This is a genomic window from Halalkaliarchaeum sp. AArc-CO (assembly GCF_024972735.1).
GTDB lineage: Archaea > Halobacteriota > Halobacteria > Halobacteriales > Haloferacaceae > Halalkaliarchaeum.
On record NZ_CP087723.1, the window covers coordinates 563,621 to 589,185 of the forward strand.

Annotated in this window: 26 protein-coding genes and 2 pseudogenes; 6 read left to right on the top strand and 22 right to left on the bottom strand. The window is 63.7% G+C overall.

Going from position 1 to position 25,565, the window contains the following annotated elements:
- Positions 1-3: 3 nt before the first annotated feature.
- The 9 genes and pseudogenes from AArcCO_RS03475 to AArcCO_RS03520 all read right to left on the bottom strand — a co-directional run bounded on the left by AArcCO_RS03475 (position 4) and on the right by AArcCO_RS03520 (position 8,918).
- Complete coding sequence (locus AArcCO_RS03475) at positions 4-519, bottom strand: metallophosphoesterase (RefSeq protein ID WP_259535057.1); 516 nt, start codon at positions 517-519, stop codon at positions 4-6.
- A 24-nt stretch (positions 520-543) separates the two neighbouring features.
- Positions 544-2,070: a replication factor C small subunit gene (locus AArcCO_RS15950; RefSeq protein ID WP_345780897.1), complete on the bottom strand. Its 1,527-nt coding sequence runs from the start codon at positions 2,068-2,070 to the stop codon at positions 544-546.
- Between the two features lie 592 nt (positions 2,071-2,662).
- Positions 2,663-4,602: pseudogene (locus AArcCO_RS03490) on the bottom strand (LAGLIDADG family homing endonuclease); the annotation flags it as partial.
- A 12-nt stretch (positions 4,603-4,614) separates the two neighbouring features.
- Positions 4,615-4,785 (bottom strand): annotated as a pseudogene (gene rfc / locus AArcCO_RS03495) (replication factor C small subunit); the annotation flags it as partial.
- Positions 4,786-5,149: 364 nt separating this feature from the next.
- Entirely contained in the window at positions 5,150-6,007 is an 858-nt protein-coding gene (gene truA / locus AArcCO_RS03500; protein WP_259535059.1) for a tRNA pseudouridine(38-40) synthase TruA, read from the bottom strand.
- A 30-nt stretch (positions 6,008-6,037) separates the two neighbouring features.
- A complete protein-coding gene (gene hisS, locus AArcCO_RS03505; protein WP_259535061.1) occupies positions 6,038-7,342 on the bottom strand; it encodes a histidine--tRNA ligase in 1,305 nt (434 codons plus the stop codon).
- 88 nt (positions 7,343-7,430) lie between these two features.
- On the bottom strand, positions 7,431-8,024 hold the full coding sequence (locus AArcCO_RS03510) for a DUF7411 family protein (RefSeq protein WP_259535063.1): 594 nt from the start codon (positions 8,022-8,024) through the stop codon (positions 7,431-7,433).
- Between the two features lie 3 nt (positions 8,025-8,027).
- Entirely contained in the window at positions 8,028-8,378 is a 351-nt protein-coding gene (locus AArcCO_RS03515; RefSeq protein ID WP_259535064.1) for a DNA-binding protein, read from the bottom strand.
- An 84-nt stretch (positions 8,379-8,462) separates the two neighbouring features.
- Positions 8,463-8,918: a 30S ribosomal protein S19e gene (locus AArcCO_RS03520; protein WP_259535065.1), complete on the bottom strand. Its 456-nt coding sequence runs from the start codon at positions 8,916-8,918 to the stop codon at positions 8,463-8,465.
- Positions 8,919-9,070: 152 nt separating this feature from the next.
- Between AArcCO_RS03520 and AArcCO_RS03525 the strand changes: the two genes are divergently transcribed.
- On the top strand, positions 9,071-9,922 hold the full coding sequence (locus tag AArcCO_RS03525) for a universal stress protein (RefSeq protein WP_259535066.1): 852 nt from the start codon (positions 9,071-9,073) through the stop codon (positions 9,920-9,922).
- Positions 9,923-9,946: 24 nt separating this feature from the next.
- On the opposite strand, the gene AArcCO_RS03530 is transcribed toward AArcCO_RS03525, so the two are convergent.
- The 7 genes from AArcCO_RS03530 to AArcCO_RS03560 all read right to left on the bottom strand — a co-directional run bounded on the left by AArcCO_RS03530 (position 9,947) and on the right by AArcCO_RS03560 (position 13,900).
- Positions 9,947-10,324, bottom strand: a complete 378-nt coding sequence (locus tag AArcCO_RS03530) for a winged helix-turn-helix domain-containing protein (protein WP_259535067.1) — start codon at positions 10,322-10,324, stop codon at positions 9,947-9,949.
- Between the two features lie 56 nt (positions 10,325-10,380).
- A complete protein-coding gene (locus AArcCO_RS03535) occupies positions 10,381-11,127 on the bottom strand; it encodes a helix-turn-helix domain-containing protein (protein WP_259535068.1) in 747 nt (248 codons plus the stop codon).
- Positions 11,128-11,197: 70 nt separating this feature from the next.
- Positions 11,198-11,668 carry a pyridoxamine 5'-phosphate oxidase family protein gene (locus AArcCO_RS03540; protein WP_259535069.1) on the bottom strand — a complete coding sequence of 157 codons (471 nt, stop codon included), beginning with the start codon at positions 11,666-11,668 and terminating at the stop codon, positions 11,198-11,200.
- A gap of 109 nt (positions 11,669-11,777) precedes the next feature.
- On the bottom strand, positions 11,778-11,945 hold the full coding sequence (locus tag AArcCO_RS03545; RefSeq protein WP_259535070.1) for a DUF7560 family zinc ribbon protein: 168 nt from the start codon (positions 11,943-11,945) through the stop codon (positions 11,778-11,780).
- A gap of 118 nt (positions 11,946-12,063) precedes the next feature.
- Complete coding sequence (locus AArcCO_RS03550) at positions 12,064-12,225, bottom strand: DUF7560 family zinc ribbon protein (RefSeq protein ID WP_259535071.1); 162 nt, start codon at positions 12,223-12,225, stop codon at positions 12,064-12,066.
- Positions 12,226-12,245: 20 nt separating this feature from the next.
- Positions 12,246-12,653 carry a winged helix-turn-helix domain-containing protein gene (locus AArcCO_RS03555; RefSeq protein WP_259535072.1) on the bottom strand — a complete coding sequence of 136 codons (408 nt, stop codon included), beginning with the start codon at positions 12,651-12,653 and terminating at the stop codon, positions 12,246-12,248.
- A gap of 56 nt (positions 12,654-12,709) precedes the next feature.
- Entirely contained in the window at positions 12,710-13,900 is a 1,191-nt protein-coding gene (locus AArcCO_RS03560) for a hypothetical protein (RefSeq protein ID WP_259535073.1), read from the bottom strand.
- A 129-nt stretch (positions 13,901-14,029) separates the two neighbouring features.
- Between AArcCO_RS03560 and fer the strand changes: the two genes are divergently transcribed.
- From fer to AArcCO_RS03585, 5 genes are all read left to right on the top strand, one after another.
- Complete coding sequence (gene fer, locus AArcCO_RS03565) at positions 14,030-14,683, top strand: ferredoxin Fer (RefSeq protein WP_259535074.1); 654 nt, start codon at positions 14,030-14,032, stop codon at positions 14,681-14,683.
- An 82-nt stretch (positions 14,684-14,765) separates the two neighbouring features.
- Positions 14,766-15,272: a DedA family protein gene (locus AArcCO_RS03570; protein WP_259535075.1), complete on the top strand. Its 507-nt coding sequence runs from the start codon at positions 14,766-14,768 to the stop codon at positions 15,270-15,272.
- Between the two features lie 139 nt (positions 15,273-15,411).
- Positions 15,412-16,110, top strand: coding sequence for a hypothetical protein (locus AArcCO_RS03575; protein ID WP_259535076.1), 699 nt, complete (start codon positions 15,412-15,414; stop codon positions 16,108-16,110).
- Entirely contained in the window at positions 16,097-16,444 is a 348-nt protein-coding gene (locus AArcCO_RS03580; RefSeq protein ID WP_259535077.1) for a DUF8156 family protein, read from the top strand. Before AArcCO_RS03575 ends, AArcCO_RS03580 begins: the two co-directional genes overlap by 14 nt.
- Positions 16,445-17,352: 908 nt before the next feature.
- Positions 17,353-18,045 carry a 3'-5' exonuclease family protein gene (locus tag AArcCO_RS03585; protein ID WP_259535078.1) on the top strand — a complete coding sequence of 231 codons (693 nt, stop codon included), beginning with the start codon at positions 17,353-17,355 and terminating at the stop codon, positions 18,043-18,045.
- Positions 18,046-18,106: 61 nt separating this feature from the next.
- On the opposite strand, the gene AArcCO_RS03590 is transcribed toward AArcCO_RS03585, so the two are convergent.
- The 6 genes from AArcCO_RS03590 to AArcCO_RS03615 form a co-directional block, all read right to left on the bottom strand.
- A complete protein-coding gene (locus tag AArcCO_RS03590) occupies positions 18,107-18,451 on the bottom strand; it encodes a hypothetical protein (RefSeq protein ID WP_259535079.1) in 345 nt (114 codons plus the stop codon).
- 490 nt (positions 18,452-18,941) lie between these two features.
- Positions 18,942-19,871, bottom strand: coding sequence for a D-2-hydroxyacid dehydrogenase (ddh, locus tag AArcCO_RS03595; protein ID WP_259535080.1), 930 nt, complete (start codon positions 19,869-19,871; stop codon positions 18,942-18,944).
- 73 nt (positions 19,872-19,944) lie between these two features.
- Positions 19,945-21,840: a GDSL-type esterase/lipase family protein gene (locus AArcCO_RS03600; protein ID WP_259535081.1), complete on the bottom strand. Its 1,896-nt coding sequence runs from the start codon at positions 21,838-21,840 to the stop codon at positions 19,945-19,947.
- Positions 21,841-22,161: 321 nt separating this feature from the next.
- A complete protein-coding gene (locus AArcCO_RS03605) occupies positions 22,162-23,577 on the bottom strand; it encodes a sensor histidine kinase (protein ID WP_259535082.1) in 1,416 nt (471 codons plus the stop codon).
- Positions 23,578-23,979: 402 nt separating this feature from the next.
- Complete coding sequence (locus AArcCO_RS03610; RefSeq protein ID WP_259535083.1) at positions 23,980-24,330, bottom strand: type II toxin-antitoxin system PemK/MazF family toxin; 351 nt, start codon at positions 24,328-24,330, stop codon at positions 23,980-23,982.
- A 15-nt stretch (positions 24,331-24,345) separates the two neighbouring features.
- Entirely contained in the window at positions 24,346-24,615 is a 270-nt protein-coding gene (locus tag AArcCO_RS03615; protein WP_259535084.1) for an AbrB/MazE/SpoVT family DNA-binding domain-containing protein, read from the bottom strand.
- Between the last annotated feature and the right edge of the window lie 950 nt (positions 24,616-25,565).

A 25,565-nucleotide genomic window follows, 5' to 3' on the forward strand; every position in this document is an offset into this window, starting at 1 on the left:
GCGTTATCGCGTCGGCTCGACGAGGAACCGCTCGAGAACCTCGCCGTCCGGCGTCACCAGCCGGCCCGAAAGCCCGTTACAGGTCACCTCGAGTTCGGCGTGGGCCGCCCGGTTCCCCCGCGGCTGGGCGTGGCTCCCGGGATTTAACAGATACACCGGCCCGCCGGCGTCGAACGTCGGCCGGTGAGTGTGCCCGAAGACGACGACGTCGGCGTCGCGTTCCCGCCCGAACAGCGCGAGTGCAGTCTCGCCTCCCCGACGGGTGTGGGTGACTGCAAACCGGATCCCGGCGTACTCGACTGTCCGTTCGGCCGGCAGGCGTTCCCTGATCGCGGCGTCGTCGGTGTTGCCGTACACCCCCCGGAGGTCGGTCGCCTCGCGCTCGAACGCGTCCAGCACCGGCCCCCGGTTGAAGTCCCCGGCGTGGATCACGAGTTCCGCCTCCCGGACCGCCGCAAGCGTCCGGTCACGGAGCCCGTGCCCGTCCGTCCTGTGGGTGTCGGAGAGGATCGTCAACATCGGTCTTGTCTCGGCTCCCTTTACTTACCGCTCATCGTCTGCGTGCAGTGCCAGCGACGCCAGCAGCGACTCCAGCTGGACCTTCTCGTTCGCCCCTTCGGCGATGCGATAGTCCGTCTCGCCGATGCGTTCCATCAGCCGAACGGTCTCGCGATCAGAGAGGTCGAACTCCCAGACCGACCGGTGGAGCTGATCGATCACGTCGCCGCCGGCCATCCCGGTCTCGGTGAGCAGCGTGTCCAGGGTCGCCCGGGCTTTCGTGAAGTCGCCGGCCAGCGCGTCGGTCACCATCGACTCGATCACTTCGGGTCGGGCGGTAGCGGTGATCGCGTACACCGCCTGCTCGTCGACGACGTCGCCGGTGGTGGCGGCCGCCTGCAGGGAGTTTATGGCCCGTCGCATGTCGCCGTCTGCGGCGTACACCAGGGCGTCGACCCCGTCGGCTGTGATCTCGATCTCTTCGGCGTCGGCAATCTCTCTCACCTGCGCCGCGATCGCCTCGTCCGAGAGGGGCGAAAAGCGGAACACCGCACACCGCGACTGGATCGGGTCGATGATCTTCGAGGAGTAGTTACACGAGAGAATGAATCGGGTGTTGTCCGAGAACTGCTCCATCGTCCGGCGGAGCGCTGACTGGGCGTCCGAGGTATTGTGGGTCAACACTCCGTTAGCCAGCATGAAGTTCGGTGTCCTCTCCATACTGATGTTGTAGGCTTTTCCACGGTGGCTGTATTCGATCCGACTGACACCTACTGTTTGAACTCCCCGTAGACCACCATCGGTGACGAGCGTTGGCTCGAATTCTTCTCGCTCGTAGTGTTCGTGGTGGGGAAGATCGCCATCGCCCACAACGACGAACGTGTATTCGTCACCGTATGTTTCTAGGAACTCTTCTACTTTCTCCGTCTGCCCCCATAGTGCGGCAACTCCTTTGACCTCGATTACCGTATCGTCGATCAAGAAGTCCGGATGATAGACCGACTCGGACAGTTCGAACGCCGGTTCGTACTCGTATTCGATACCAGCGTCCTGTAACGCTTTCCCCACTTCGTACTCCCAGTCGGACCGGACCAAGTGACCGAGTTCCTCACTGTGTCTGATGTTGCCTCCTGTCGGCTCGTGGCCCTTCAGCGCTTCCGAAACCTTCTGTGCAATCTCGGGATCGCGCATTGGATTGTTGTCACCGCTGATGTCACAGACGGGATAGTCACAATTTTCGACGCTCTTTTGAATGACTGCCTCCCTTTCGTCGTCATCGAGATTTTCCCACCATTCGGCCGAGGCCTCCCCGATATTTTCTTTTACTTTATCGGGATCGGCGTCAACGACCCATTCCTCCCACGGGGTTCCGGATCGCATTTCGCTGATCGTTTCGCGGAATCGTTCGACCGTCTCCTCGTCCATATCGAGGACGTGGACACCGTGGAATTCTCCTCCGTAGTTCGGATTGTTTTCGCCTGCAAACCGACCGTCTGATAACTTCTCGACGATTATTTTTCGACGTTCGTCCGACCAGGTTGTCCCATACATGGGATTCTTCTCTCCACTCATCTCGCGACTGTGCCCCTCGTTCTTGCAGTCGAGGGAACAGAACCGGCCTGCAGTCCAGGTTCCGCAGACGTCACACCGTGACACGCCGATGTCGTCTTTGAAATCCGCGATCTCGTCACCTGGTGACAACTCACGTAATTCTTTTTCGACCAGCCTTCCGTCCTCGTCGACCACGAAGAACGGATGGCTCAAACTCGCAAGTATCGTCCGCCCATCCTCCAGTTCGATTTCGAAGAAATCTGCGACACCGGAATCTACGAGTTTACCTTTGTCAGATTGTATCTCGTTCGTCTCGAAATCGACGGACGGAATCGGCTCGCTGTCGACACTCACCTCTTCTATCGGCTTTACTTCTGGGCTCGACGGATAGCCGGTTAATACTTCAGTGCCTGGCGGTACGCACAACGAGTCTGCCTCGTCGAGGAATATCAGTCTGTGGTCGTATCCACCGAACGACGAGCGCGCGAAGTTCTTGATCCGATCCCGGACTACGTCGATGCCGCGCTCGTCGGAGGCGTTGAGTTCGAGGAAGTTCCCCCGCCAGTCGTCACCGTAGATTTCGCGGGCTATTGAAGTGGCTGCTGTCGTGTTGTGCACGACGGTCGGTACGTCGCCGGCGACGTAATTTCGCGTCGCTGGGACGGTGAGGTCGTAGACTCGCTCTTCTGCCTCCACTCGTTCGACCGAGTCGATCCGGTCGTAGTACAGTTCCGCGTTCCCGATCCGTGCCGACCGGTCGATCAGTTCGATCGTTTCCAGCGAGATGCGGTCGGCGGCGATTTCCCGGAGCCGTTCGGCCACCGTTTCGAACCGCGTCAGCGACTCGATCTGGTGATCCTCCGAACGGAGCAGGTTCGTGAGCTCGGACGCCCCGAACGGCAGCCCGTCGGCAATTTCGCCGTACTCGGCGCCGATCAGATCGACGCATTCCCGAAGCTCCGCCTGGACGTGATCCAATTTGGCGCCCTCCACCGATCGATCGATTTCCGCAAGCACCGCAAGCGAACGACTCGCGTACGGCGTCCGGCGTCCGTCCGCGTATTCGAGGAGACGATCCTGACGCACACCGACGGCCTCGGAGAGTTCGTTTCTCACGTCGATCGGTTCGAGTTCCGATCGGGCGTCGATCCACCTCGCCGGAACCCCTGCGGTCGCGGCGAGTTCGGGCTCGAGGTCGTCGAGCCGTTCCAGGGCCCGCTGGACGTTCTCCACACGGGTTGTGGCCTCGTCGACCACGTCGTCGAGCACCTCACAGTATCGTTCCCGTCCGGGCGAGTCGGGATTCAGCGTCTTCGGCAAGTGGTCAGTCACCGGGATGTCCAATCGACGGCAGAGTTCACGAAGAACGGTCTGTGCAGGGATGGTGTCGTAGTTCGGATTCGACTTCTTTTCCGCATGCTCGGCCAGCCGCGCCGCCTTCTCTTCGACCGTGAAGCCGACGCGATCGCGGAACGTCGATAGCGCCGACGCTCCCGAGATATACAGCGTGTGGTACGTCCGTTCGTCTCCGGACCCGTTCGTCGCGGATTTCCGCACCCGCTTTCGCCGCGACGGGATTCCGAACGTCGAGAGCAGATACGACACGAGGGTGATATGTTCAGGGATACGCTGTGTGAGTTCGATTCCGCCCTGTTTGTCGACGTGTGCCTCGGCGTCGAACATCGCTCGCAGGAACGCGGCCCGAGAGGCGTCGTCCGCCGCGAGGATCGCCGAGCCGATTCCGGAGTCGCCGGCGGCTCGCGCGAAGACGTCGAAGGTCGATTCGAGGAAGTGGGTGAGCGTGCGGGAGCCGATCCGGACGTACGGCACCCCCTTCTGGACGCCCCGCGTCGTCTCCACCTCGAAGAGGTCCCGCGCAGTGGCCTCGAACGCGGACAGCAGTTCCTCGTCCGTGTTGTAGAACTTGATCTTCCCACCGTCGATATTCGCCTCGCTGATGGCGAGAGCGACGAAACGTGCAAGTTCTGGTGTGATTTCGGTCGGCGGGACGATCGGTCGGGAGCGGTGACCGCGGACGTTGACGTACTCGATCTGCTCGACTGCCGGCAGCCACTCGCCGGAATCGACGTCTGCGGCGTGAAGCTCCGCGAGTGACACCGTCTCGGGAAAGTCGTACCGATCCGCATCCGAGGCGGAAAGTGTGACTTCGATCCGATCCAGGTCCATCTCCTCGTGCCACTGGATCTCCCCGTCACCCTCGGGCGTCGGCAGCGACAGTGGGCGGGCAATCCTGTCGTCCGGCGACAGTTCGGCGGCCGGAACCCACTCGAACCCGTGGTGGTTCAGGACGCGAAATCGGTGCTCGGGCGTCACGCGGAACTCGCCGCCGTCGCGCGTCCGGACCCGGACGAGTTCGTCGACGTCCTGCGCGAACACGTGTGAGGGTTCGACGTACTCGAACTCGTTGCGGTCGGTCATTGTCGCGACTGTCGTGCCCTCGTCGGGTTCGTCGAAGCCGTCACCTCCGTCGTCTACGTCGCCGACGACGTCCTCGATACGTCGAACGCCATCTCCAGTCACCACCGGCGTCTCGCCGGTAACACACTTCCCGACGCCCGCAGGACCTGAAAAAAGCATGTGCGGTACGTCGTCCTCCTCGATATAGCTCTTTAGCCGCTCGACAATCTCTTCCTGACCGTGAATCTCCGACAGCGTCTGTGGCCGGTACTTCTCGATCCAGATCTCCCGGCCCGGCGCGGCCTCGCCCTCGCTCATACTCGATGGTAGTCCGGCGGTCACATAAACGAACCGAGACGGGGCCAAAGGATCGAGGAACCCGGGTTCCGTCCGCTTCGAGTCGTCCCCGGGTCGTCCGCGAGTCGACGCGATCGAATGCGTCCGAATCCTCTCTTTTCTCACCGCCTGGCCTCCAAGTTCACACCGCCTCCCACCGCACACCGCCTCCCCTCACACCTCCCCAACCGATTCGCTCGCTGCGCTCGCTCATCCCTCGCGCGCTGGCTGGCGGGACACGAACGTCCCGCCAGCGCGCGCCATTTATAAGATCTATCGGTCGCAGTTAGTGGCCCCTTATGTATCAATTGAGTCGTCAGTTATTCGGAAACACGTCAGGGTGACGTCACTCGCGCACCCGATCGACCACCTCGCCGGCGACCCGATCCAGCACTGCCCCCTGCCGCTTCCGCTCGATGAAGGCTTTCCGCGTCCGGTCGGCCGCCTCCGGGTCGACCTGGAACTCGACGTCCTGATACTCGACCGTTCGGAGCAGCAGCGGCTCCGGCGGCGCCGGGCCGATCCCGTCGGGCCCCGAGAGCGATTCGCTCCCCAGCACCCGGTCGATCCGTTCGAACGACGACGCCCCCGTCGCGACTGACCGAACGAGTGTGGCCAGCCGGCGCACGAACTCGCGGGGAAACCCGCCTGCCGTCGCGTCGATGAGAAAAAACCGGCCCGCACGAGTGCCGGACAGCCGGAGGTCGCGCTCGGTCCCGTCGTCGTCGGGCGTGAGATTGCAAAAATCGTGCCGGCCCGTGAGCCGGGAGAGCGCTCGCCGGGCGCGGTCGTCGTCGAAGCCGGTCGTGTCCGGGTCGATCGCGTCCGGGTCGATCGCGTCGGCTCCCCCGGTCGGCGCGTACAGGAAGTACCGGTACGACCGCGAGTTGGCGTCGTGGGTGGCGTGAAAGTCGTCGCCGACGTCGGCGGCCGCCCAGGCCCGGACGCTCCCCGGGAGTTCGCTGTTGAGCGCCCGTGGAGTCAGCCAGCCCGGGGCCTCGAAGGCGACGGTCTGTGCGACGGCGGAGACGCCGGCGTCCGTCCTTCCCGCGGCCGCGTATCCGGGCGGCTTGTCGGCGTCGGCGGCGAGGACGGACAACGCCCGGAGGGCGTCGAAGAGGACGTCCTCGACAGTGGGGACGTTCGGCTGGCGCTGGAATCCGTGAAACGGTCGGCCGTCGTAGGCGATCCGGAACGCGCGCATTGGTGACTGGTACCCCTCGCGGGTCGCCGTCTACTCGTAGTCCTCGTAGGTCGGTCGCCCGGATTCGGGCGGGAAGTCGTCGAGGGGAACCTGCGTCTGGTCGCCGCGTTCCATGTCCTTGATCGTCACCGCGTCGTCCGCGAGGTCCTGCTCGCCGACGATGACGACCGTCTCGGCGTTGATGGAGTCGGCGTACTCCAGTTGCGCGCCGAAACTCCGCCCCGCGACGTCGGTCTCGACGACGTGACCCAGCGACCGGAGCTCGCGGGTGATCTGGGCCGCCTCGGATTGGGTGTCGCCCACCTGGAGGACGTAGTAGTCCGTCGAAGGAGCCTCTTCGGGCCAGACACCGGCGCGCTCACACAGCAGCTGCAGGGGGGCGTGTCCCGGCGCCACGCCCACCGCCGGCGTGGGCTGGCCGCCGAACGACTCGATGAGATCGTCGTATCGGCCGCCGCCGAACACCGCCCGAGAGATGTCGCCCGTCGAGTCGAAACACTCGAAGACGACGCCGGTGTAGTAGTCCAGTCCACGGGCGGTCGTAAGCGAGATTTCACAGTACTCCCGGGCGCCGAGGTCCTCGACCGCCGCGAGTACGTCCTGCAGATTCTCCACCGCCGCCGCCACTTTCTCGCCGCCGGCCGCGGCGACCGCATCGAGGTCCCCGTCGGCGATCAGATCGTCGAACTCGCGGGCGGTCGACTCGGCGAGTCCGGCGTCGACGAGGAGGCCGAGATACTCCGCCTGCTCGACTTTCGCGCGCTTGTCGACCGCGCGGATCGCCGCCCGGGTGTCGACGCCGTCCGGATCCGCGGCCAGTTCGCGAACCAGCCCACCGAGGATGTCCCGGTGGGAGACGCGGAACTCGAAATCCTCGCCGGTCAGGCCGAGCGCGGTCAAGGCGTCGGCGGCGTACGCGAGGATCTCTGCGTCCGCCCGGGGATCCGAGGAGCCGAAGATGTCCACGTTGGTCTGGTAGAACTCCCGGAACCGGCCCTGCTGGACCTGCTCGTACCGCCAGAACGGCCGCGTGGAGAACCACTTGATCGGCTTGGACAGCTCCTGTCCCTTCGCGACGACCATGCGGGCGACCGTCGGCGTCAGTTCGGGCGTGAGCGCCACGTCGCGGCCGCCCTTGTCCTCGAACGCGTACAGTTCCTCGACGATCTCCTCGCCGGACTTGTCGACGTACATCTGGGTTCGCTCGAGGGCGGGCGTTCCAACCTCGCGGAAACCGTACTGCCTTGCCTCCTCCTCGAGCGTGTCGAACACCTCCCGCCGAGCGCCCATCTCGTCGGGATAGAAGTCGCGAAAGCCTTTCAGGCGGTCGTACATGCACCGGGGTTCGTGGGTCGGCGGCTTGAAACCTGCTTTCCTCGGTCGCCGGCACCGAGACCGGGTGCTCTCTTTGCCCGGCGGGGTCTCACTCCCGGAAGCCGTGCACGTACGTCTGGTCGTGATCCGGGAACACTTCGGCGACGGCATCGGCGCCGTGCTCCTCGGCGAGCAACCGTCGGAGCTCGCCCTCGTAGTCGGCTTTCGGGACGTCCTCGCTGGGGCCTGTCTGGACGTCGAACGTCGCCTCGACCAAGCGGTCGACCGCGTGCCGACCGAACCCCGAGAGGGGCGCGATGTAGTCGACGTCGTGACGATCCTCGAGCGACTGGGCCTGTGCACGCGATACTGTCGGCACCCGGTCATCCCGACGGGTGCCGTCGGCGACGGCGTCGACGTCGCGCTCGGCGACAGCCTCCAGCGCCCGTTCGTGGACGTACTGGATCCCACGACGGGGATAGCCGTCCTCGCGCATCCGAGCGATGGCCTCCTCGGCCACTTCCGTCTCGAGGACGATCGTCTCGAACGGGAAGCCAATCGCCTCGGCGGCGGTTTCGGCGTGCTGCCAGTCGTCGGTGACGTCGAAGTGGGCCGTGACCAGCTGCACGTCGTAAAACGAATCCACGAGGAGCGCGGCGAGCGAGGAGTCCTTCCCGCCGCTGTACAGGAGTGCGAGATCCATCGGCTACCGGCGTCGGATGTCGAAGCTCTTCGAGTCGGGCTGCAGTTCCTTCAGCAGGTCCCGCATCTGGTCTTCGTCGATGCGGTCCTGGAGCCGGCCGCTTTGCGCCAGCGCGACCACCTGCTGTTTCACCTGTTTCGCGAACTGCGGCTTCGACATCTCCACGGCGTTGAGCCGCTGTCGAGCCCCGTCAGTGAGGTACTGCCGGAGCACTGCTTCCTGCTGGGCGTCTGCACGTTCCTGTGCTGCGTCCTGGGCCTCGGCGGCGTCGCCCTCCTGGGCGCGATCCTGGAGCTCCTGGAGCTTCTCTTCTCGAAGCTCTTCGAGCCGTTCGTCGTCGGGGTTGCCACTCATACCTATTCGTTCCGTTGCCGGCAGGAAAACGATTTCGGACCCGAATCCGGTGGAACCGGCCGTCCGGCGAGGTTCACCGATCGGTCAGGCGTAGCGTTCGAGGTCCGGCCGGTCGAGCGATTCGAAGACGTCCGCGGCGGCGTCGTCGAGGAACGCCCGCCCTTCGTCGGTGATGCGTCGTCCCTCGCCCTGTGCGGTCTCGACGAGGTCTTCCTCCTCGAGCGTCTGGAGCGCCGCCCGGATGAGCTTCCGGGAGCCGCCGGCGTGGCTGCCGGGCGCGACGCTGTATCGGTTCGATCCGCGCTTTTTCCCGCCGTACTCGGTGGCGAGCCGCTCGACGCCGATCGGGCCGTTCATCGCGACCTTCCGGAGCAGGCTGGCCGTCCGGACGTACCAGAAGTCGTCCTGTTCGGGGGGAAGTTCGTTGTGAGCACCGCCCTTGACGAGGCCGGCCCACGCCGGCTCCTCGATCCGATCTGCGAGCCGGTCGGCGACCTCCTCGATGAGGTCCTCCGCCGGGACGTCGTAGAGAGTTACCATGGGAATCCGTTCTGCCGGGCGCTGTTTAAGGGTTACGAGACGGAAGCGGCACACTCCCGACGAACGGCCGTGTGAGGCAGTGACGCGGCGGTCGTCGGCGCAGACAGTGGATCGAACGTAGCTTGATGGTTCCGCACGTTCAAGCGTCGTCCATGGCCACGCTTTCGGAGGGTGGTATCCTCCTGGTTCCGATATCGAACCCCGACACGCGAGACAGGCTCATGGACACGGCGATCGATATCGCCCGAGAGCGCTCGATGCGGATCGTGGTGCTTCACGTCGTCGAGGTGCCGGCACAGATTCCGTTGTCCGAGGGCAGTGCGGTGCTCTCGGAAGACGACGCGGAGCGGCAACTGCTCTCCTCCGCCGCTGAACAGGCGAGGGAGGCAGGCGTCGAGGTCGACACCAGGCTCCGGTACGCCCGGGACGTCGCGACCGGCATCGTCGGCGCGGTCGAGGAGTACGGCGCCGACGGACTGTTCGCCGGCTGGCACGGCCGTCCACGGCGACGGGACATCGTGCTCGGGAGCTTCCTGGACCGACTCCTCGCGGAGGCGGCCTGCGACGTGTTCGTCAAACGGATCCGTGCCCCGTCGGCGGAGATCGAATCGGTCCTCGTCCCGGCGGCCGGCGGTCCACACGGGGAACTCGCGGTCGAACTGGCCGGGGCGATCGCAACACAGCACGGCGCGAGAGTCCATCTGCTGCACGTCAACTCCCCCGACGCATCGGACCCGGACCGCGAGGAGACGACAGCGCTGTTTGCCGACTACGAGTCGCTGCTCGAACCGTTCGGCGTCGAAGTGACGACCGCGATCGTCGAACACGACCACGTCGCCGGTGCGATCACCGACGAGACGCAACATCACGATCTCACAGTTCTCGGTGCGAGTCAGGAGCCGTTCATCAAGCGCAAGCTGGTCGGATCGGTCGCGGAAGGTGTCGGACGGACCGCCGAAAGCTCGGTGATCATGGTCCGTGGAGGGCCTCGAGAGGAGAGCTGATCCGGAATCCAGGGGGCTAGTCCGTCACCGATGGTCGACGTCCCGCCGGGAGATCCGGAGGGTGAACCCGTCCGGAGAGACAGAGAGTTTCACGTCGTCGACGAGACGCTCGTATTCGGAGGTGTGATTGCCCGAGGTGGAGAGTCGAACGCCCTGAGACACGATCCCGGCGTCGGCCAGCAGTTCGAGTTTCCGGTAGGCCGTCGACAGCGGGAGGTCACACACCTCGGCGATCTCGCGGGCCGAAAGCGACTCCTCGTCGATCGCGTCGAGGATCGCGAGACAGTCGGGATCGTCGAGCGGCTCCAGCACGCGCTGGATGACCTCGTCGTCCTGGAACGTCTCATGGCGGGGATCCTCCCGAGACCCTTGTCGGAAGCGCTGCGGTGACGTCGGATCCATACCCGTGTTTAGTATCCGAAACGGCAGGTAGCTCAAGCCACGCTATCCGGGGAGGTTCAAGTACCGTCCTCGAAGACGTCCGCGAGGAGTTTCGTCTGGGCGGCCACGAGATGCTCCGAGAACGTCGACTGGTTTATCCCGAGTTCCGCGGCGAGTTCTGTCGCGTTCGTACTCCGTGGGCGGTCGAAGTAGCCCTTCTCGTAGGCGATCCGGAGTACCTCGAGCTGTCGGTCGGTGAGCTTGCCGCGGTCGACGAAGACGGTGTCGCTTTTCTCGTCCCCGGACGGTGACCGGACCAGTCGCCGGATGTCCGTTCCGGGAAACCGCTCGCGGAGCTCCCCGATAACTGCCTGGAGCTGTTCGTAGTCGGCAGCGTGGAATACGATCTCGAGTGTTCCGCGGCGGGCTACGTATCGGTGTGGGGGACAGCCGAACTCTCCGAGACATTCACAGGGACAGCCGACGGTTCCGTCGTGGACGAGCCGATAGAGATGTTTGTCACCGTAGGAAAACACCAGCTCTGCGGGGAGATCCTCCGGAGGTGACGCCGTGTCGACGACGAACTCCGTGACGCTTCCGGTGACGCGGTTCGGATTTCCGGTAACGGGGTTCGAATCGTCGTCTCCGGGGTCGGTGTCGGAGCCGGAGGTGGTATCGGGCACCGAGGAGGTGTCGGAGCTGGAACAGGAGGCGACGCTCGCGGAGACGTTGTCGATTACCGTGTCCGTGATAGCCGAGATCCGCGAGATCGGACAGACGTCGGGGGTGGAGAACACGACGGTTGCGCGGATTCCGGAAGACATCAGAACGGTACTGGCTTGGACACAGGCGTATTTGAGCTTGGGGGTCCGAGCCGGGTTCTCTCCGGGTTGCTCACTCGCCGACCGGATCGTCTTCGCGCTCCTCCAGGTCGATCCGTCGACCGCCGATCGATTCGATGTCGAGCTGGTACAGCTGGATGTCCAGCTCGCGTTTCGACTTCCCCCAGATCTCGAACAGCGGTCGCTTGGCGCCGCCGTACTGGACGACGTGTTCGACGCTCATTTCGTCGGGGTCGATGCGCTCGAGGGTGCCGTCGGCGACGACGCTTCGGTACGTCGGTTCGAGTTCCTCGTAGACGACTATCCGAGCGCGCGGCGACGAAGTGAGGAACGCCCGTTTTTCGCTTTCCGGAGTCGAGACGAGACGGAAGTAAAACCGGTTCGAGTCGGGGTCGTATCCGTACGATATCGGGATCGCGTACGGCTCGTCCGCGTTCGCCAGCGACAGCACGGCTGTCTCGTGGCGACCGAGCAGCTCCTCGATCTCGTCGGGAGCCATCTCCGTCTGTTGATCCAAAGCCATCGTGTGTTACCTACACGTACGGCTGCACCGACTAATCACTGTTGTGAAGTGGCTTTGTCCTGCCTGTTGTGCTTGTACCCGCCCCCGACAGCGCGGATGCCGGGTACCGTCACGCGGTTTCGAACGCGTCCCTGGTGACGCTCGAACCGCAGATCACACATCCGTGGCTCAAAACTGCTTCCAGCATCCGCTCGTCGAGAGAGATCGATTCCGCACACGCCGGACAGACGAACACGTAGTCGTCCGTTTCGGCCGTCCCGTCGATCCCGTGGCTCATCACGATTGATGCTATAGTATAAATTTATAAATATTTCCCAGGGATTCCAGCCTATCGAGAACGTTGTACACTCGCCGTCACTGGCGTGCCACAACGGCGTGCAAAGGGAGTGAAGCGGTCACGACTGTGCGATCGACGTGAACTCCTCGTCGCAGACTGACGCACCGCACACCGGACAGCCGTGGGTCAAAAGCGCCTCCCGCATCCCGGAGTTGACCTCGAACTCCTCGCCGCAGTCGGAACACTCGAACGCGTAGTCGTCGGTGGGGGATTCGCTCATCGTAGGTTGTCTGATCGTCGTCATCGACTTTCCGGGTCGGACTCCCGGCCGTCACCGTCGGCGGCGACCTGGCGGAAGTCGACCGACAGTTCGTCGCCGGCTCGAAGCGAGACGGCGAGGGTGTCGAACGTCGTCGAGAACTCGGTGGGATGGTTGTTCCGGGAGCGGATGCGGCGGCCCTCTTCGAGGAGCCCGGCGTCGCCGAGCAGTTCGAGCTTCCGGTACACCGTCGACAGCGGGAGGTCACACGCGTCGGCACACTCCTGTGCGGTTCTGGGACGCTCCTCGCAGGCGGACAGCAGCTGCCGGCAGTCGGGATCGCCCAGTGCCGAAAGGACCTCGGCCGGATCCGCCTCGGGCTCGCCGACGGAAACGCTCGGATGTCGGTCCGGAACGTCGCGTCGAGCCTGGGTTAGGGAGGCGTTCATATCTCTACACACGAACTCTCCCCGCAGGTATCCGGTTCCACGATATCAGGGGTGGTTTAAGTGTCGTCGGCATCGACGCCGCGATCGTGAGGCTGGGAGACGAACCACGGCTTCTCGTCGGGATCGTACTCGTCGATCGCCCCGCCGTGGCTCCGAGTCTCCGGGGCGAGTACGCCGACGTGTTTCAGTTGCTGGACGAAGTTGAACAGGACGTTGTTGCGGACCACGTCCGTCCAGACGCCACGATCCTGGTAGAGTCGTTCGCTCTCGCCCCGCTCGATCAGTTCCCTCGCCTGCTCGCGCCCTCCGGTGGTACAGAACGCGCTCAAAAAGACGTTCGGATACTCCCGGACCAGCCGTTCGAGCAGTTCCGGGAAGTACACCACCTCGCCTTCCTTCCGGAGCGCCTCCAGCAGGAGCCCGAACGCGGGATGACGACTGAAGGAGTTGCGCAAGAGGATCGCAATCGGGTGGTGGATTTCGACGACGGTACTCCCCCGGGTATTCTCTTTCGCGAGCCGGAGGTCATCGAGAGTCTCGATCCCGTAGCCCCGCAGGACGGTCGCGGCAAGTTCCCCCTGATCGGTGAGTGTGATGGGGCGGGACGAAGCGAGGAGACCGAGCGTCTCGGCGCCGGCCAGTGCTTCGCTTCCGGCTTGGAAACTGTACTCGTCTTCGATGGTCTCGAGGAGCGCTTCCCGCCCGAGCGGACCACGTCGGTCGACGGCCACGACGGGGGCGAGGTAGTTCAGCGGCTGGGTCAAAGACAGCGTCGTGACGTCCCCGCCGAACTCGGCCCCCTGGAGATGAAGCGACAGCTGTCCCTCGACGTCGGCCACCTGCCGAGCTGACTCGGCGGCCGGCGGCGACCGAACGAAGGAGACGCCCTCGTCGCCGACGCCGATAGCACCGACACCCTTCGCTCCCAGCAGGTCGCCGTGGGAGGCGACTGCCGACTCCTCGGCGGCGAGATACGAGACGTGAGCGCCATACTGATACGTCAACGCCTGTCCGATCCCCCGTAGGATCCCGCTCGAGCCTTTTACCTCGACGGCGAAGACCCGGTTCGCGTCCGTAAACCCGAGAACGTCCGGATACCGGCCGCGGATCGAAATTTCGTGGCGGCGACACCGGTCCAGGACGTCGGCGTACGTATCGGCGTGAGCCTCCGGAACGTGCACGAGCGGCTCGTACTCCCGGTCCCGGAGCTCGGTGACGACGCGATCGAAAGCCGTCGCCTCCTCCATACTCCGCCGGTCGACGCGCCGGCGCAAGAAACTACCGCCAGTAGGCTCTCACCCGGTTCGATGAACTGCTCTTCCCCGGCCCGTTGAGCGAAGCTTATCAGTCTCAATCCACTATAGGGTGACGACTGAATGGTGACCCCGTCCGAGGTGTTGAACGTCGACGACGACGCCGACGAAGCCGAGATCCGACGTGCGTACCGCGAGCGGATCAAGGAGGCCCATCCCGATCAGGGCGGCAGCATGGAGGAGTTCCAGCTCGTCAGGCGCGCCTATCGGCTGCTGAAAAAGCGTGCGCGGAACGGGGCCGACGTCGACGCGGACGTCGACCTCACGGACGACGCCGACGCGACGGTTGAGGTCGGGCCCGCAACCGTCGAGTATCTCGATTACGAAGTCGTCGCGGATCGCGGCTGGGACCTGTACGACGACGACGTGTTCGGGAAAGCGGCGATCGCGGACCTTCCGCCGGAGGCGTACGGCCGGCTACTCGTCGAGCCCGAGGAGACGCTGCTAGAGGCGGCCGAAAATCGGGGGTTCGTCTGGCCGTTCTCCTGTCGGGGCGGCGCCTGCGCGAACTGTGCGGTGTATCTCGTCGAGGGCGAACTCTCCCAGCCCGTCAACCACATCATGCCCGACGAGCTTTCCGACACCGGCTTCCGGCTCTCGTGTAACGGCTATCCCGCCAGCACCGAGCTGAAGGTGGTCTTCAACGTGAAACACCTCCCCGAACTCGACGACCTGATACTGCCCCCGGGCCCGTTCGCCTGGGCGCATTCGGAATGAACTCGGATGAGGATCTTTCGTGACGAAGGCCGAGGACTGATTTCGATGCGGATCCAACGTGAGCCACGGACCCTCACCGCCGATGTTTGAAGCGATCGTCGACGCCGTGTTCGCCCTCCTCTTGTACGTCGGGCTCCCCGCCCTGTTCGTCTTTTTCGTCCTGAAGGGGGCGTTCGTCGCCAAGCCGATTCCCACGACGGTGGTTCTTCCGGGTTACGTGCTGGCGATCTCCGCGACCCGGGAAGAGATGATCCTCGTCGTCCTCGTCTCGGCGACCGGCAACGTCATCGGTCAGATGTCAATCTACTATCTGGCGCGACGGGAGGGGCTGACGTACGTCCAGTCCTCAGAACGGTTCTCGATTCCGTCCGAACGGATCGAACAGGCCGAACGGTGGCTGGATCGGTACGGCGGCATCGGCGTGTTCGTTACGAATTTCGTTCCGTATCTCCGTGGGCTGATCTTCATTCCGGCCGGGATCGCCCGCTACCCCGTCCCGCCGCTCGTATTCTTCGCCTTCTCGTCGACGCTGATATATCACGCCGCCATCGTCGCGATTGCTGTCGGTCTCGTCAGGGCGATCTTTTGACCCGCGGCCACCGTGCCGGCGCGTTCGGATCGCTCCGTCCGGATCGCTCTGTCCGAATCGCTCCGGTCTGGACGGCGTACTCGGAAACCCGGAAGCTCCCTCCCGTCGCTTATGCATTCTCCTGCCGACCCGTGTCAACATGATCGGTTCACGTCCGGGCAGACACACTACCCCGGAGCTTCCGAGCCTCGAACCGGGAACCCAGCTGCTCGACGTCGATTCGGAGGCGTCCCGGGCCGTTCACGCGTTGACTGTCGATCACGTCCTGCTGTCGTCGGGGGACGCCTGCTGGATCGATCCCGGGCCGCACGCACGTTCGGCACCGTTCGTCGAACTCGCGCCGTCCGACAGGATCCTCGACCGCATCCGCCTCGCACGCGGGTTTACGCCGTTCCAGCACCTGGCCCTGATCGAGTCGGCGCCCGAGCTGCTGTCCGACCGCACCGAGCTGGTCGTCGTCCCCGAGATCGACGGGCGCTACCGGGACGACGATCTCCTCGCCGGGGAGGGTCGGGAGCTGCTCCTGTCGGCACTCGCGGCTCTCGCCCGGATCGCCCGCGAGCACGAGATCCCCGTCCTGGTCACGCGGGTGGCGGACGACGAGTTCGGCCGGCCGATCGCGCACGCGGCATCTCGGGAGCTCCACTGTCGCTCGACGCCGTTCGGCCCCCGGTTCCTGACAGGTGACGGAGACGGGGAAACGCTCGTGTATCCGGTCGACGGCGGGGCGAGCGTACAGACGACACTCGCGTTCTGGAAGCGCGTGCTCGCCGCCCGGACGCCGCTGTACGACGGCCCCGGGCTCCATCAGGAGGTGACACACCGTGGGTCGAACTAACCCCACCTACCGGGATCGGCTCGCGTCGATCGAACGGGAGTGGCAGTCATACCGCCGCGGGTTGCGGGCCGTCGACCAGCCGCGGTTCGATCGGCTGTTCGAACACGGGCGAGGGTACGCCCACGCGGCGAGCAATCTCAACCACCCGACGCCGGAGCTTCCGTTGCTCGTCTCGGCGCTTCTGGCCCACCAGCGGCGACTCGACGAACGCGAGCAGCGGCTCGACGCTCTCGAGCAACGACTCGACGAACGCGAGCAGCGGCTCGACGCTCTCGAGCAGCGGTTCGACGAACTCGCGGATCGACGTTCCGGTGGAGATGCCGTTCTCGATTGAGTACGCTGACGGGGCGGTACTGGAATGGTACGCCACCGATGACGGCGCTCGCGTTCGGCGCGTCTCGGACTACGAACCGACGATATACGTCGCGTCGCAGTCCGCAGACGACTTGTCGTCGCTCGTGGCCGCTCTGCACGACCGGACTGACGTCAGCCGGACCTCGCGGGAACGCTGGCGCACCGCGTTCCGAAACGATCCGGAGCCGGTGCTCCGGATCGACGTCGCCTCGATCGACCGGGTTCGGCCGCTCGCCGGCTGGATTCGCCGCCGGGACCGTCCCGGCACGTACCGGCTGTTCAACGTCGACCTGTCCCCGGAATTCCGGTACTGTCTCGAACGCGACGTTACACCGGTTCCCGATCGGGAGCTCCGAACGCTGAAGCTGGGCGATCCCACGTCCGGGACGCCGGACGATCCGGTCACTGCCGTCGAATTCGGTGGCGAGTCGGCCGAACGCGAACAGATCGAGGGCGATCCGACCCACGTCCTCGGGACGCTTTCAGACCGCCTGGAACGGGTCGATCCGGACGTTCTCGTCTGTTCGTCGGCGGAACTGGTCCCTGCGCTGTTCGAGACCGCACGCGCCCACGACTGTGACTTCCAGCTCGGGCGCCGCCCCGGGTACGAACAGCTGGCGGGCGCGTCGACGAGCCCAGATCGAAGCGCACGGTCCGGAAGTACCTCCGGAAACTGGAGCAGTACAACCTCGTCGAAAGCGAAGGCCGCGGTCCGAGTCGCAGATACGACATCGTACAGAAGTAATCGGGCGGTCGGCGGGCGGTCGGCGGGCGGTCGGCTGTGTTTCGATTCGAGTTCCTCCGCCCTGCGTCGACGCGCTCGAACCCGGAAACCCGGAACCCCGGCGAGAACCCTCATTCCGCTATCGGAAGTAGAAACGGGCAGCCATGGGAACGAAACTGACGCCGGTCGCGTTCGACATCGAAACCACGGGATTCGAAAGCGACGCCACCGTCACCGTCCTCGGTCTCGTCGTCCCGCGGGGGTGTCGCGTGTTCCTCAATACAGGTGGAAGATCGGCCGATCGGGAACACCTCCAGCGGGACCTGGAAACGGCGTTCGACGCGGTCGTCCGTGTGAGTTGTCACCGGAACGAACGGAAACTCCTGGCGGCGGTTGCGGAATTCGTCGCGGAATCGATCGCTGACGACGACTACATGCTGGTCGCGTACAACGGCGAACTGTATCGCGGCGGGTTCGACCTTCCGTTTCTGCGTACGCGGTGTGCGCTGCTTGACTGCCGGTGGCCGTTTGACGGCGTCCCCTACGCGGATCTGCTTCCGATATTCAGGGCCCGGTTCAACACGACCGTCGGCGAGGAACAGGTGAACGATCTCGTGGGCGCTTATAAGGCGCTGATCGGCGACGGAATGACCGCCCTGGACCCGTTCGAGGAGAGTCTGGAAGCCGTCACGGCGTTCGAGCGCGGCGAGTTCCGGCCCCTGCTGGCGCACAACATCGCGGACATCCTCCGGACGGACGCGCTCGCGGGGCTCGCCCAGCGATACTGCGGGACTTCCGAGTTCGATCTCAAGTCGCTCACGCCGACGCTTCGCGATCCGGCGTTGACCGACGGCTAGCAACCACCGACGGTGGTCACAACGCGGCTGGGGAAAATTGAATTCGGAGGCTACCGATCCGTCAGACGCCGGGGACGCCGAACGCGCTGATGCCGAGACCGAGCACGCTGTTCAGTAGTGCGATAATGAGCAGCGCGGCCACCCACGCCACCAGCCCCATGATCGCGGCGTCCTTCCAGCCGCCGGGATATCGCCACTTGATGACCCAGATCCAGGCGATCAGCGCGACCAGCGACCCGATCAGCGGAATCAACGACCCGATCGCCCAGGCGATGGCACCGATCAGTGCCGTAATCACCGCGTGCGAGTAATCGTCGACGCCCGTGACGACGCGACCACTGATGTAAATTGCCAGTCCACCGATCAGGAGCGCAACGACGAAAGAGACGAGTGTTCCAAGGACCATACCTGACGCATTGGCTGCCAGTCGTATATATTGTGGGGTAATTATATCAGATAAATTATCTAGTTTGTCAGACGCAAGTCAGACGTTTCGACATTTAATTGATCAAAAATGTATATGTTTTTCAGGTTATATTAACTAACCACCGTCACAACATTGTCTCGTGACCTACTACCGTACGACACGTCGCTTCGTACGGTTCGTCTCGGCGATGCGATGGAGATCTTCGCGGTGGTCGTTCCACGTGGCGTACTTCGATATCGGCGTCGTTCCTACTGGTGTTCTGCTCTTCACTGCCATTTTGGTTCCTCGATAGTATATTACGCCTTACGAGGTAATAACATCTTTTCACAATCACCGTGAATACTTCTCGTTACGATAACGTTTAGCAGACTAATTCCCCCAGTTTTCGTATTGACAATTTCTGTCACCGAAGGACTGGCGTCCCGCCGTCGTAGCCCCCAGAACGGACCGTTTGTGCGTCCAGCCCTCCTCAAAAAACCCGGTTTGCCGGCCCGTCGCCGGCCCGGATCCGGCGGACGCTCTCGCGTACGATCGTCGCAATGTGGCGGTAGTAGTCCCGCGTGAACGCGCCGCAGTGCGGGGAGACGATCACCTCTTTTAGTTCCCAGAGTGGTGAGGCCTCGGGCAGCGGTTCGGTTTCGAAGACGTCGAGTGCGGCTCCGGCAATCTCCTCCCCTTCGAGTGCGTCCACCAGCGCCGACTGATCGACGACGCCGCCCCGGGCGACGTTGACCAGGTAGGCGTCCTCCCGCATCGCCGACAGCGCCTCGCCGTCGATCAGGTGACGTGTCTCCTCGACGAGCGGCACCGCGAGAACGACGAACCGGGCGTCGGCGATCGCTTCGTGCAGCTCCGACGGCGGATAGACGCGGTCGACTCCCGGTTCCGGCGTCGGGGTTCGCCGGACGCCGACGACGTCGAGCCCGAGCCCGGTCAGGCGATCGACGATCCCGCGTCCGAGCCCACCGACGCCGACGACGCACGCCTGCTCGCCCGCTACCGTCCAGGCCTCGTCCCACTCGGGCTGGGACCACTCTCGCTGTCGCTGGTTGGCCACGTGGACGTGGAACCGACGGGCGAGCATGAGCACCTGGACGGCGACGGTCTCGCCGATGGCATCGCCGTGGATCCCGCTGCTGTTCGAGAGCACGACGCCGGCTTCCTCGAACTGGTCCCGGTCGAACCGGTCGACGCCAGCCTGGATCGAGTGGACCCACTCGAGGTCGAGAAACGACTCGCGGTTCACGAACGTGATCACGGCCTGGCAGTCGGACAGCGAGTCCGGGCTTCCATCGACCTGTTCGACGTCGACCGGGAGGTCCGAGAGCGCTTCGACCAGCTTTTCCGGCGGAAACACCGTCGACACCGATTCGTCGACGCCGAGACGTTCGACGTGCATGCAATCTGCTCGCCCGTTCGGCTGGTAAGGTTTTCGGCGAAATGGCCGAACAGATCGGCCCGTCTCCGCCCGCTCACTTTCGGCGTCGTGGGGGGTTCCGACCGCCGCCCGTGTTTCCGCCACTCCTCCCGCCCGTGTTTCCGCCACTCCTCCCGCCCGTGTTCTCCCTTTTTCTACTCCCGGAGCGACCAGTCCGGCGCCTCCGACGATCGCTCGATCGTCGTTTCCTGGATCGATCACTGCCTCCTCCGTCTCCTCCGCCGGTTGCATCGTCGCGATGGTCTCGCTGGCGAGCGTCGGCGTCGTGTCTGTCCCCGATTTTCCGCCGAAGTTCGTCGGCGATCCGGTCGCGGTAGACGCGGTGTCCCTTTCGGTTGGGGTGCATCATTCCCTTGAAGTTCCGCTGGTCGTTCCAGGTCTCGGAGGCCGTGACGAAGTATCGGTGTTTCTTCGAGCGGCAGTAGCCCCGCCCTTCGAATCCGTCAGCGATACCGTCGACGTACGTCCAGCCGTGTCGCCGTGCCGCCTCTTCGACGGCTTCGTTGAGTCGCGTTCCGAGCCGCTTGATCGCCCTCGCGTCGCGTTTCGAGATGCTCGGGAGCACTTCTGAGACGAACTCCCCGATCGGTCCGGGCACGATCGCGTCGAGCGGAAGCGGATTGAAGGTCCCACAACCCCCGCCGACCGACCCGTTTGCTCTGTCGAACAGTCCTGTCGGGTAGCCGGTCACGAACACCTCGCGTACCTCGGGCTCGAGGGCGTCGATCCGTTCGGCGAGCCGATCGTACTTCGCCCGCTGGGTCCGGCCGTTCGCGTCGGTGTGTCGCTCGAGGAGGCGATCGATCGCTTCCTCCGTTTCCCGAACCGTCGCGGAACGCGTCCTGTGAACCCGGTACAGCAGATCCTTCAATCCGTCGGCGAACCCGACGTCGTTGCCGCCGATCGAGATAACCAGTGCGTCGATCGTTCGGTTTCCGACGGTTCGTTCGATCTCGTCCAGCTGGCCGCCGTTCTGCCAGGCGTTCTGCGGCCCCAGGAGCCCCTCGTCGATCGTCGCGCCCGTGCTCGCGACCGTGAGGAAGGTCGCGAGGTTCCCGTCGAACCGGCTCTCGAATTCCGCGGCCGCGAGCGCCGGCCCGCCCTGGAGCGATCGGTGGGCCTCCGGCTCCAGCCAGACGGGCCCGGTACTGCCGCCGTCGGGCGCGGACCGGCGCGGTTCGTCGGGATTGCCCTCCCCGGAAGCGTACGAATCGCCGACAGAGACGATCAGGCGATCGTTCCGGAGTTCGAACGACGTCGCGGCGGTTTCCTCGCCGTCCGCCAGCTCCAGGCGGAGCCTCGCCGTGTAGCGTCCGAGGTCGGGCGCGGTGAGGGTGGCACCACAGGCGTCCGGACCGAGGTTCGCCCGACGGCGGGTCCGGCTCACCACTTTGCCGTCGACGTCTTCGAGGGTCCAGTGCCACGCCACGAAGTCGTCCGGGACCTCTAGCCGTCCGCCGACGTTTTTCGTCGGCGGCTCCCTCCCGGGCATGGAGCTGCCGTCGCCCGGCCGGGGGTTCCGCCGGCGTTCGCGTTCGAACTCGTCGATGATCTTTTCGGCGTCCTCACCCGAGATCGGGCTCGTCAAACCGCCACAGGCGCTGACGCCGATCCTGTACCCGCTGGTTGCCTGGACGTACGACTCCCTCCAGGCGTGGGCGGTGCGGTCGTAGTCGTCGAGCGTTGGGAACCGACTGTACGGCCGGATACTGATCTTCGACCGATCGGAGTCAGCGCGATCGTTACCCCAGGTGTCGACGGCCTCGCGTCCGCGCCTCGCGTTGACGCGGGTTCGTTCCCGCGAGTCGTTCGAACGACGGTCGCGTCGATGTTGTTTTCCTCCGCGCCTCGCGTCGACGCGGGTCCGCTTTCGGGGTCGCTCTCGGTGTTTGCGCTCGTCCCGATCCCTGTCGCGTCGTCGTGGACTCATCGTCGGCTCACCTCGAGCAGCCGTCCGGCCGGTGTGTGTCGCTTCTCGATCTGTACCCCGTTTCGGTTCTGGATTCTCTCCTCGTTTGTCATCACGTGACCTCCCCACAGTTACAGAAGCACCTCCCGTTTCTCCGGGACCTTGCAGATCGACGTAGAGGCGGGCTCCATCGACTGTGGTATGAGATAACAATACATGAGTTTCGGCGTACGTATCAACGCATCCCCTGACGCATCCGCAGTGGGTGACAGTTTCTCAGGGGGTGGGCAGTCGATTCCACGGAGTAGGTAGTCGACGTCGTGAGGGGTCGCGTTCGGACCGTCACCGCCACCTCGACTGTGCCGCCGGTAGCGCGATGGTGATGAGGTTCCCCGCCGGATCGTTTTCCGCGAACGTCACCGTCCCGCCGGATCGGGTCACCACCCAGTGGACGAACCAGAGCCCGAGCCCCGCCGAATGGAACGTGGGGCTGCCTGCCTCGTCGTGTTGCTTGGTCCGGTATTCGATCTCCGGAATGCGGGGGCCGTCGTCCCGGACGTGTATCTCGACCTCCGTCTCCCCCGGTTCGACGGCGAGTTCGACCGTGGGTTGCCGGGAGTCGTTGTGTTCGAGGGCGTTCTCGACCAGTTCCTGGAGCGCCTGCTCGAGGGCGGGAACCGTCGAGACGAGCGCCGCCTCCGGGAGTTCGTACTCGACGCACGCGTCCGGGTATTCGTCGTCGAATTGCTCTCCGATCGACGCGACGAGTTCGACGGCGTCGATCGCCTCCGTGTAGTGTCTCTCGGTGAGCAGTTCCACGATCCGGTGGTGGTTGTCGAAGATGGAGAGGAGTCGATCCGTCGCGTCGGTGATGCGTTCGATCTCCCGGCGGTCCGCCCCGTCGAGACCTTCCCCGAGTCCCATCGCCGCCCCCTGCACGATGTTGAGCTGGTTCCGCATGTTGTGCTGGAGCACGCGATCGGCGATGCGGAGGTGTCGCTCCCGTTCCTGTCGCGCGGAGACGTCCCGGCCGATCCCGACGAGTCCGGCGACCTCGCCGTCCTGGAGGAGCCGCCGTTTTCGGAATTCGAACGGAACGGTCGCACCCCGCTTCGTCAGAAGAGTCGCGGTGAGAGTGTCTTCCCCCTCCGCGAACGCGGTGGTGATCGATCGCGAAACGCGGTCGGTGTGCTCCTCGATGAAGAAGTCTTCGACGTCCAGGTCCTCGATCTCGGACTCGTCGTATCCCGTCACCTCGAGGAGCGTGTCGTTCCACCGCTGGAGATGCCCGCTCGGGTCGATGACGTAAAACACGTCCTGGAGAGTGTCGAGGGCTGTTTCCACGAACTGCCGTTCCGCGACGAGGCTCTCCCGGAGCTCCTCGAGTTCGGTGATGTCGACGACGACGGCCTGCCCGATGTCCCGCCCGTGGTACCGTCCGGGGGCGGTAGAAACCCGGATGGTTCGCGTGTCGCCGTCGGGCCGGTGTAACTGCATCGTGGTTGGCCCGGTCGCCCGCTTCTCCTCGACGACTTCGGCGAGTTCCTGTTGTGCCGTGTACTCGTCCTCGGGGTGGATGAAATCGAAGATCGACCGCCCCACGAGTTCCTCGCGGATCTCGAGACCCAGGAGATCCAGCACAGCGTCGTTGCCCCAGATGATTTCCCCGGACGCGTCGAAGAGGTTGATGGGTGCGGGGGAGGTTTCGATCAACCGTCGGTATCGCCGTTCGCTCTCTTCGCGCTCGCCGTTGTCCATTGTGGAATCAGCTCACGTATATCCGCTGTGTGATCGTCTGTCCCTGTTCCAGCGGCGAGGCTTCACGAATACACGGTGTTCCGACAGGGTTAAGCTTTTGTACTGTTCGGGTCGCGCCGGTGAGACGGTGGCGGAACCGGGTCGAATTCTGCTGAGGTTCCTGCGAGTCGTCCCGAGAACTTAGAAATGGGTTGAGACGGATTCTCACCGAGTGGAGACGTTCCGGGATGCTCGCTGCGCTGCGCTTCCGGGCTGCGACTCCCCGGGTTCGAATCCTTCGACAACCACACAGACGACACGGACCGCACGCGGTTGCGGTGTCGTCAAAAATGGGTTGGGGCGGACTAACCCACGGGAAATCAAATCGGTCAGTACAGACTATACACTGACGGAACTTTTCGCTCAAATGCCGAGGCTATTTTTGATTGCCGAGTCGATTTTCATCATGTCTGATGACAGGACAGATCCAATGTTCTTTTTGACACGTTCGTCGATGTCGATAACCCGGATTTGACTTAGATCTGCCACTGAATCGTGATCGAGGGCAGTATCCGAAGCCAGTACTTCCACCTCGAACGGGTACGTGTCTCCAGACGTGTACTGCTTTGTGAATGGAGCGATGATGGTTGTCGGTGAGTACTGATTCCCAACATCGTTCTGGATGACAACACAGGGCCGGCTCTTTCCTTGCTGCTCACTCCCTTTCGTGGGATTCAGTTCAACGATGACAATGTCGCCGCGGCGTACCTGCACACTTGACTCCAGAATTCACTCGCTCCAGCCCGGTGCGTCACCAAGATGCCCGGTTGCTTCTGAGGATGCTTCTTCCATTTCTTCAGCCAGCTCACGAGACCGCTCGGCTCTCTTTCGATATCCTTCAGCAAGCCGTTCCTCATCTGTCGGCGGTTTGATTATGATCTCGTCATTCACTTCGACGAATTCAACTTCGTCACCGCCTTTGATGCCACGACGGTCCCGAAGTTCCTTCGGAATCGTCACCTGTCCCCGATCTCCGACTTTCCGTTTGTGTTCGGGCATACCCATTCATACTTTTTTCATACTGATATAGATGTCGGTGGCATGGTCATTCAATTCGCACATGTAGTTAGCAGGTGATTCGCCGCTTTCGGCGTGAAACTAACGGAGTTGTCGTGCTGCATTGATCCTCTATATCTTGCACTGGTCCTCCTGCCAATACGTGAGGAGGTACCGCTGTTTCGCTGTGTTCGGTAAGAGCCAGCGTGAACTCCGTAGGGGTTGTGTAACTGTTGCGAGATTCAGTACTATTGAGTCGTAATTGGTAGTGATTCTGTTTTACTTTCGCTGTGGATGGCGCACGTTTTTCTTGGTGGCGGCGGGAACTTATCCTGTCACGATGACTGTAACCATCGGCCTATATGGACGCTCTGGGCAGTCAACGTGGCAGCTAGCACAATCACACGCTTGCTGGCCGTTCCGCAGGCGTGCGTGCCTCGATGACCGACCAGCCGCTCCGCTGGTGCCGGGAACGTCACCTGAAGGGCCACTGAGCCGCCCGGTGAGCCGACCGAGAGCCACGAAAATCGATGGTGGTCAATTCGAGAGCGTGGCCCAGCCGCTCGCAGTACCGATTACATCCAATTGGTACCACAGACTACTGAAAATTGGAACGGTTCCGGGATTGCGACAGTCGCGTCCGGAGTCCCGACTGACTCGCAGCGACGGGGAGGAGACGGCGTCGGTCGTGTTGTGAGTCTCCTCTTTCCGACTGTTGTCACGCTTGTTTTGTTGTTCTGGTCCCGGTGATTGGTAACATCAGCGGCGGTATGTTCCTGCCGAGAGTCTCCCATCTCGTCTCTCCTCGTGATTGTTTTGTCGTCTGCAGGTGGTGTTCCTGCGGGCACCGAGCAGTGGTGTGTGGTTCTGAAGGAGGACGATCGGAGGGTGGACCTGCTGCGATTCCTGTTGCCTGCGGCCGGTGGTTACTTGAGTCCTTCAACCGATGTCGG

Coding starts and splice junctions, on each gene's coding strand:
- AArcCO_RS03475 (WP_259535057.1), bottom strand. CDS start 519: ATGTTGACGATCCTCTCCGACACCCACAGGACGGACGGGCACGGGCTC.
- AArcCO_RS15950 (WP_345780897.1), bottom strand. CDS start 2,070: ATGAGTGGAGAGAAGAATCCCATGTATGGGACAACCTGGTCGGACGAA.
- truA (WP_259535059.1), bottom strand. CDS start 6,007: ATGCGCGCGTTCCGGATCGCCTACGACGGCCGACCGTTTCACGGATTC.
- hisS (WP_259535061.1), bottom strand. CDS start 7,342: ATGTACGACCGCCTGAAAGGCTTTCGCGACTTCTATCCCGACGAGATG.
- AArcCO_RS03510 (WP_259535063.1), bottom strand. CDS start 8,024: ATGGATCTCGCACTCCTGTACAGCGGCGGGAAGGACTCCTCGCTCGCC.
- AArcCO_RS03515 (WP_259535064.1), bottom strand. CDS start 8,378: ATGAGTGGCAACCCCGACGACGAACGGCTCGAAGAGCTTCGAGAAGAG.
- AArcCO_RS03520 (WP_259535065.1), bottom strand. CDS start 8,918: ATGGTAACTCTCTACGACGTCCCGGCGGAGGACCTCATCGAGGAGGTC.
- AArcCO_RS03525 (WP_259535066.1), top strand. CDS start 9,071: ATGGCCACGCTTTCGGAGGGTGGTATCCTCCTGGTTCCGATATCGAAC.
- AArcCO_RS03530 (WP_259535067.1), bottom strand. CDS start 10,324: ATGGATCCGACGTCACCGCAGCGCTTCCGACAAGGGTCTCGGGAGGAT.
- AArcCO_RS03535 (WP_259535068.1), bottom strand. CDS start 11,127: ATGTCTTCCGGAATCCGCGCAACCGTCGTGTTCTCCACCCCCGACGTC.
- AArcCO_RS03540 (WP_259535069.1), bottom strand. CDS start 11,668: ATGGCTTTGGATCAACAGACGGAGATGGCTCCCGACGAGATCGAGGAG.
- AArcCO_RS03545 (WP_259535070.1), bottom strand. CDS start 11,945: ATGAGCCACGGGATCGACGGGACGGCCGAAACGGACGACTACGTGTTC.
- AArcCO_RS03550 (WP_259535071.1), bottom strand. CDS start 12,225: ATGAGCGAATCCCCCACCGACGACTACGCGTTCGAGTGTTCCGACTGC.
- AArcCO_RS03555 (WP_259535072.1), bottom strand. CDS start 12,653: ATGAACGCCTCCCTAACCCAGGCTCGACGCGACGTTCCGGACCGACAT.
- AArcCO_RS03560 (WP_259535073.1), bottom strand. CDS start 13,900: ATGGAGGAGGCGACGGCTTTCGATCGCGTCGTCACCGAGCTCCGGGAC.
- fer (WP_259535074.1), top strand. CDS start 14,030: ATGGTGACCCCGTCCGAGGTGTTGAACGTCGACGACGACGCCGACGAA.
- AArcCO_RS03570 (WP_259535075.1), top strand. CDS start 14,766: ATGTTTGAAGCGATCGTCGACGCCGTGTTCGCCCTCCTCTTGTACGTC.
- AArcCO_RS03575 (WP_259535076.1), top strand. CDS start 15,412: ATGATCGGTTCACGTCCGGGCAGACACACTACCCCGGAGCTTCCGAGC.
- AArcCO_RS03585 (WP_259535078.1), top strand. CDS start 17,353: ATGGGAACGAAACTGACGCCGGTCGCGTTCGACATCGAAACCACGGGA.
- AArcCO_RS03590 (WP_259535079.1), bottom strand. CDS start 18,451: ATGGTCCTTGGAACACTCGTCTCTTTCGTCGTTGCGCTCCTGATCGGT.
- ddh (WP_259535080.1), bottom strand. CDS start 19,871: ATGCACGTCGAACGTCTCGGCGTCGACGAATCGGTGTCGACGGTGTTT.
- AArcCO_RS03600 (WP_259535081.1), bottom strand. CDS start 21,840: ATGAGTCCACGACGACGCGACAGGGATCGGGACGAGCGCAAACACCGA.
- AArcCO_RS03605 (WP_259535082.1), bottom strand. CDS start 23,577: ATGGACAACGGCGAGCGCGAAGAGAGCGAACGGCGATACCGACGGTTG.
- AArcCO_RS03615 (WP_259535084.1), bottom strand. CDS start 24,615: ATGCCCGAACACAAACGGAAAGTCGGAGATCGGGGACAGGTGACGATT.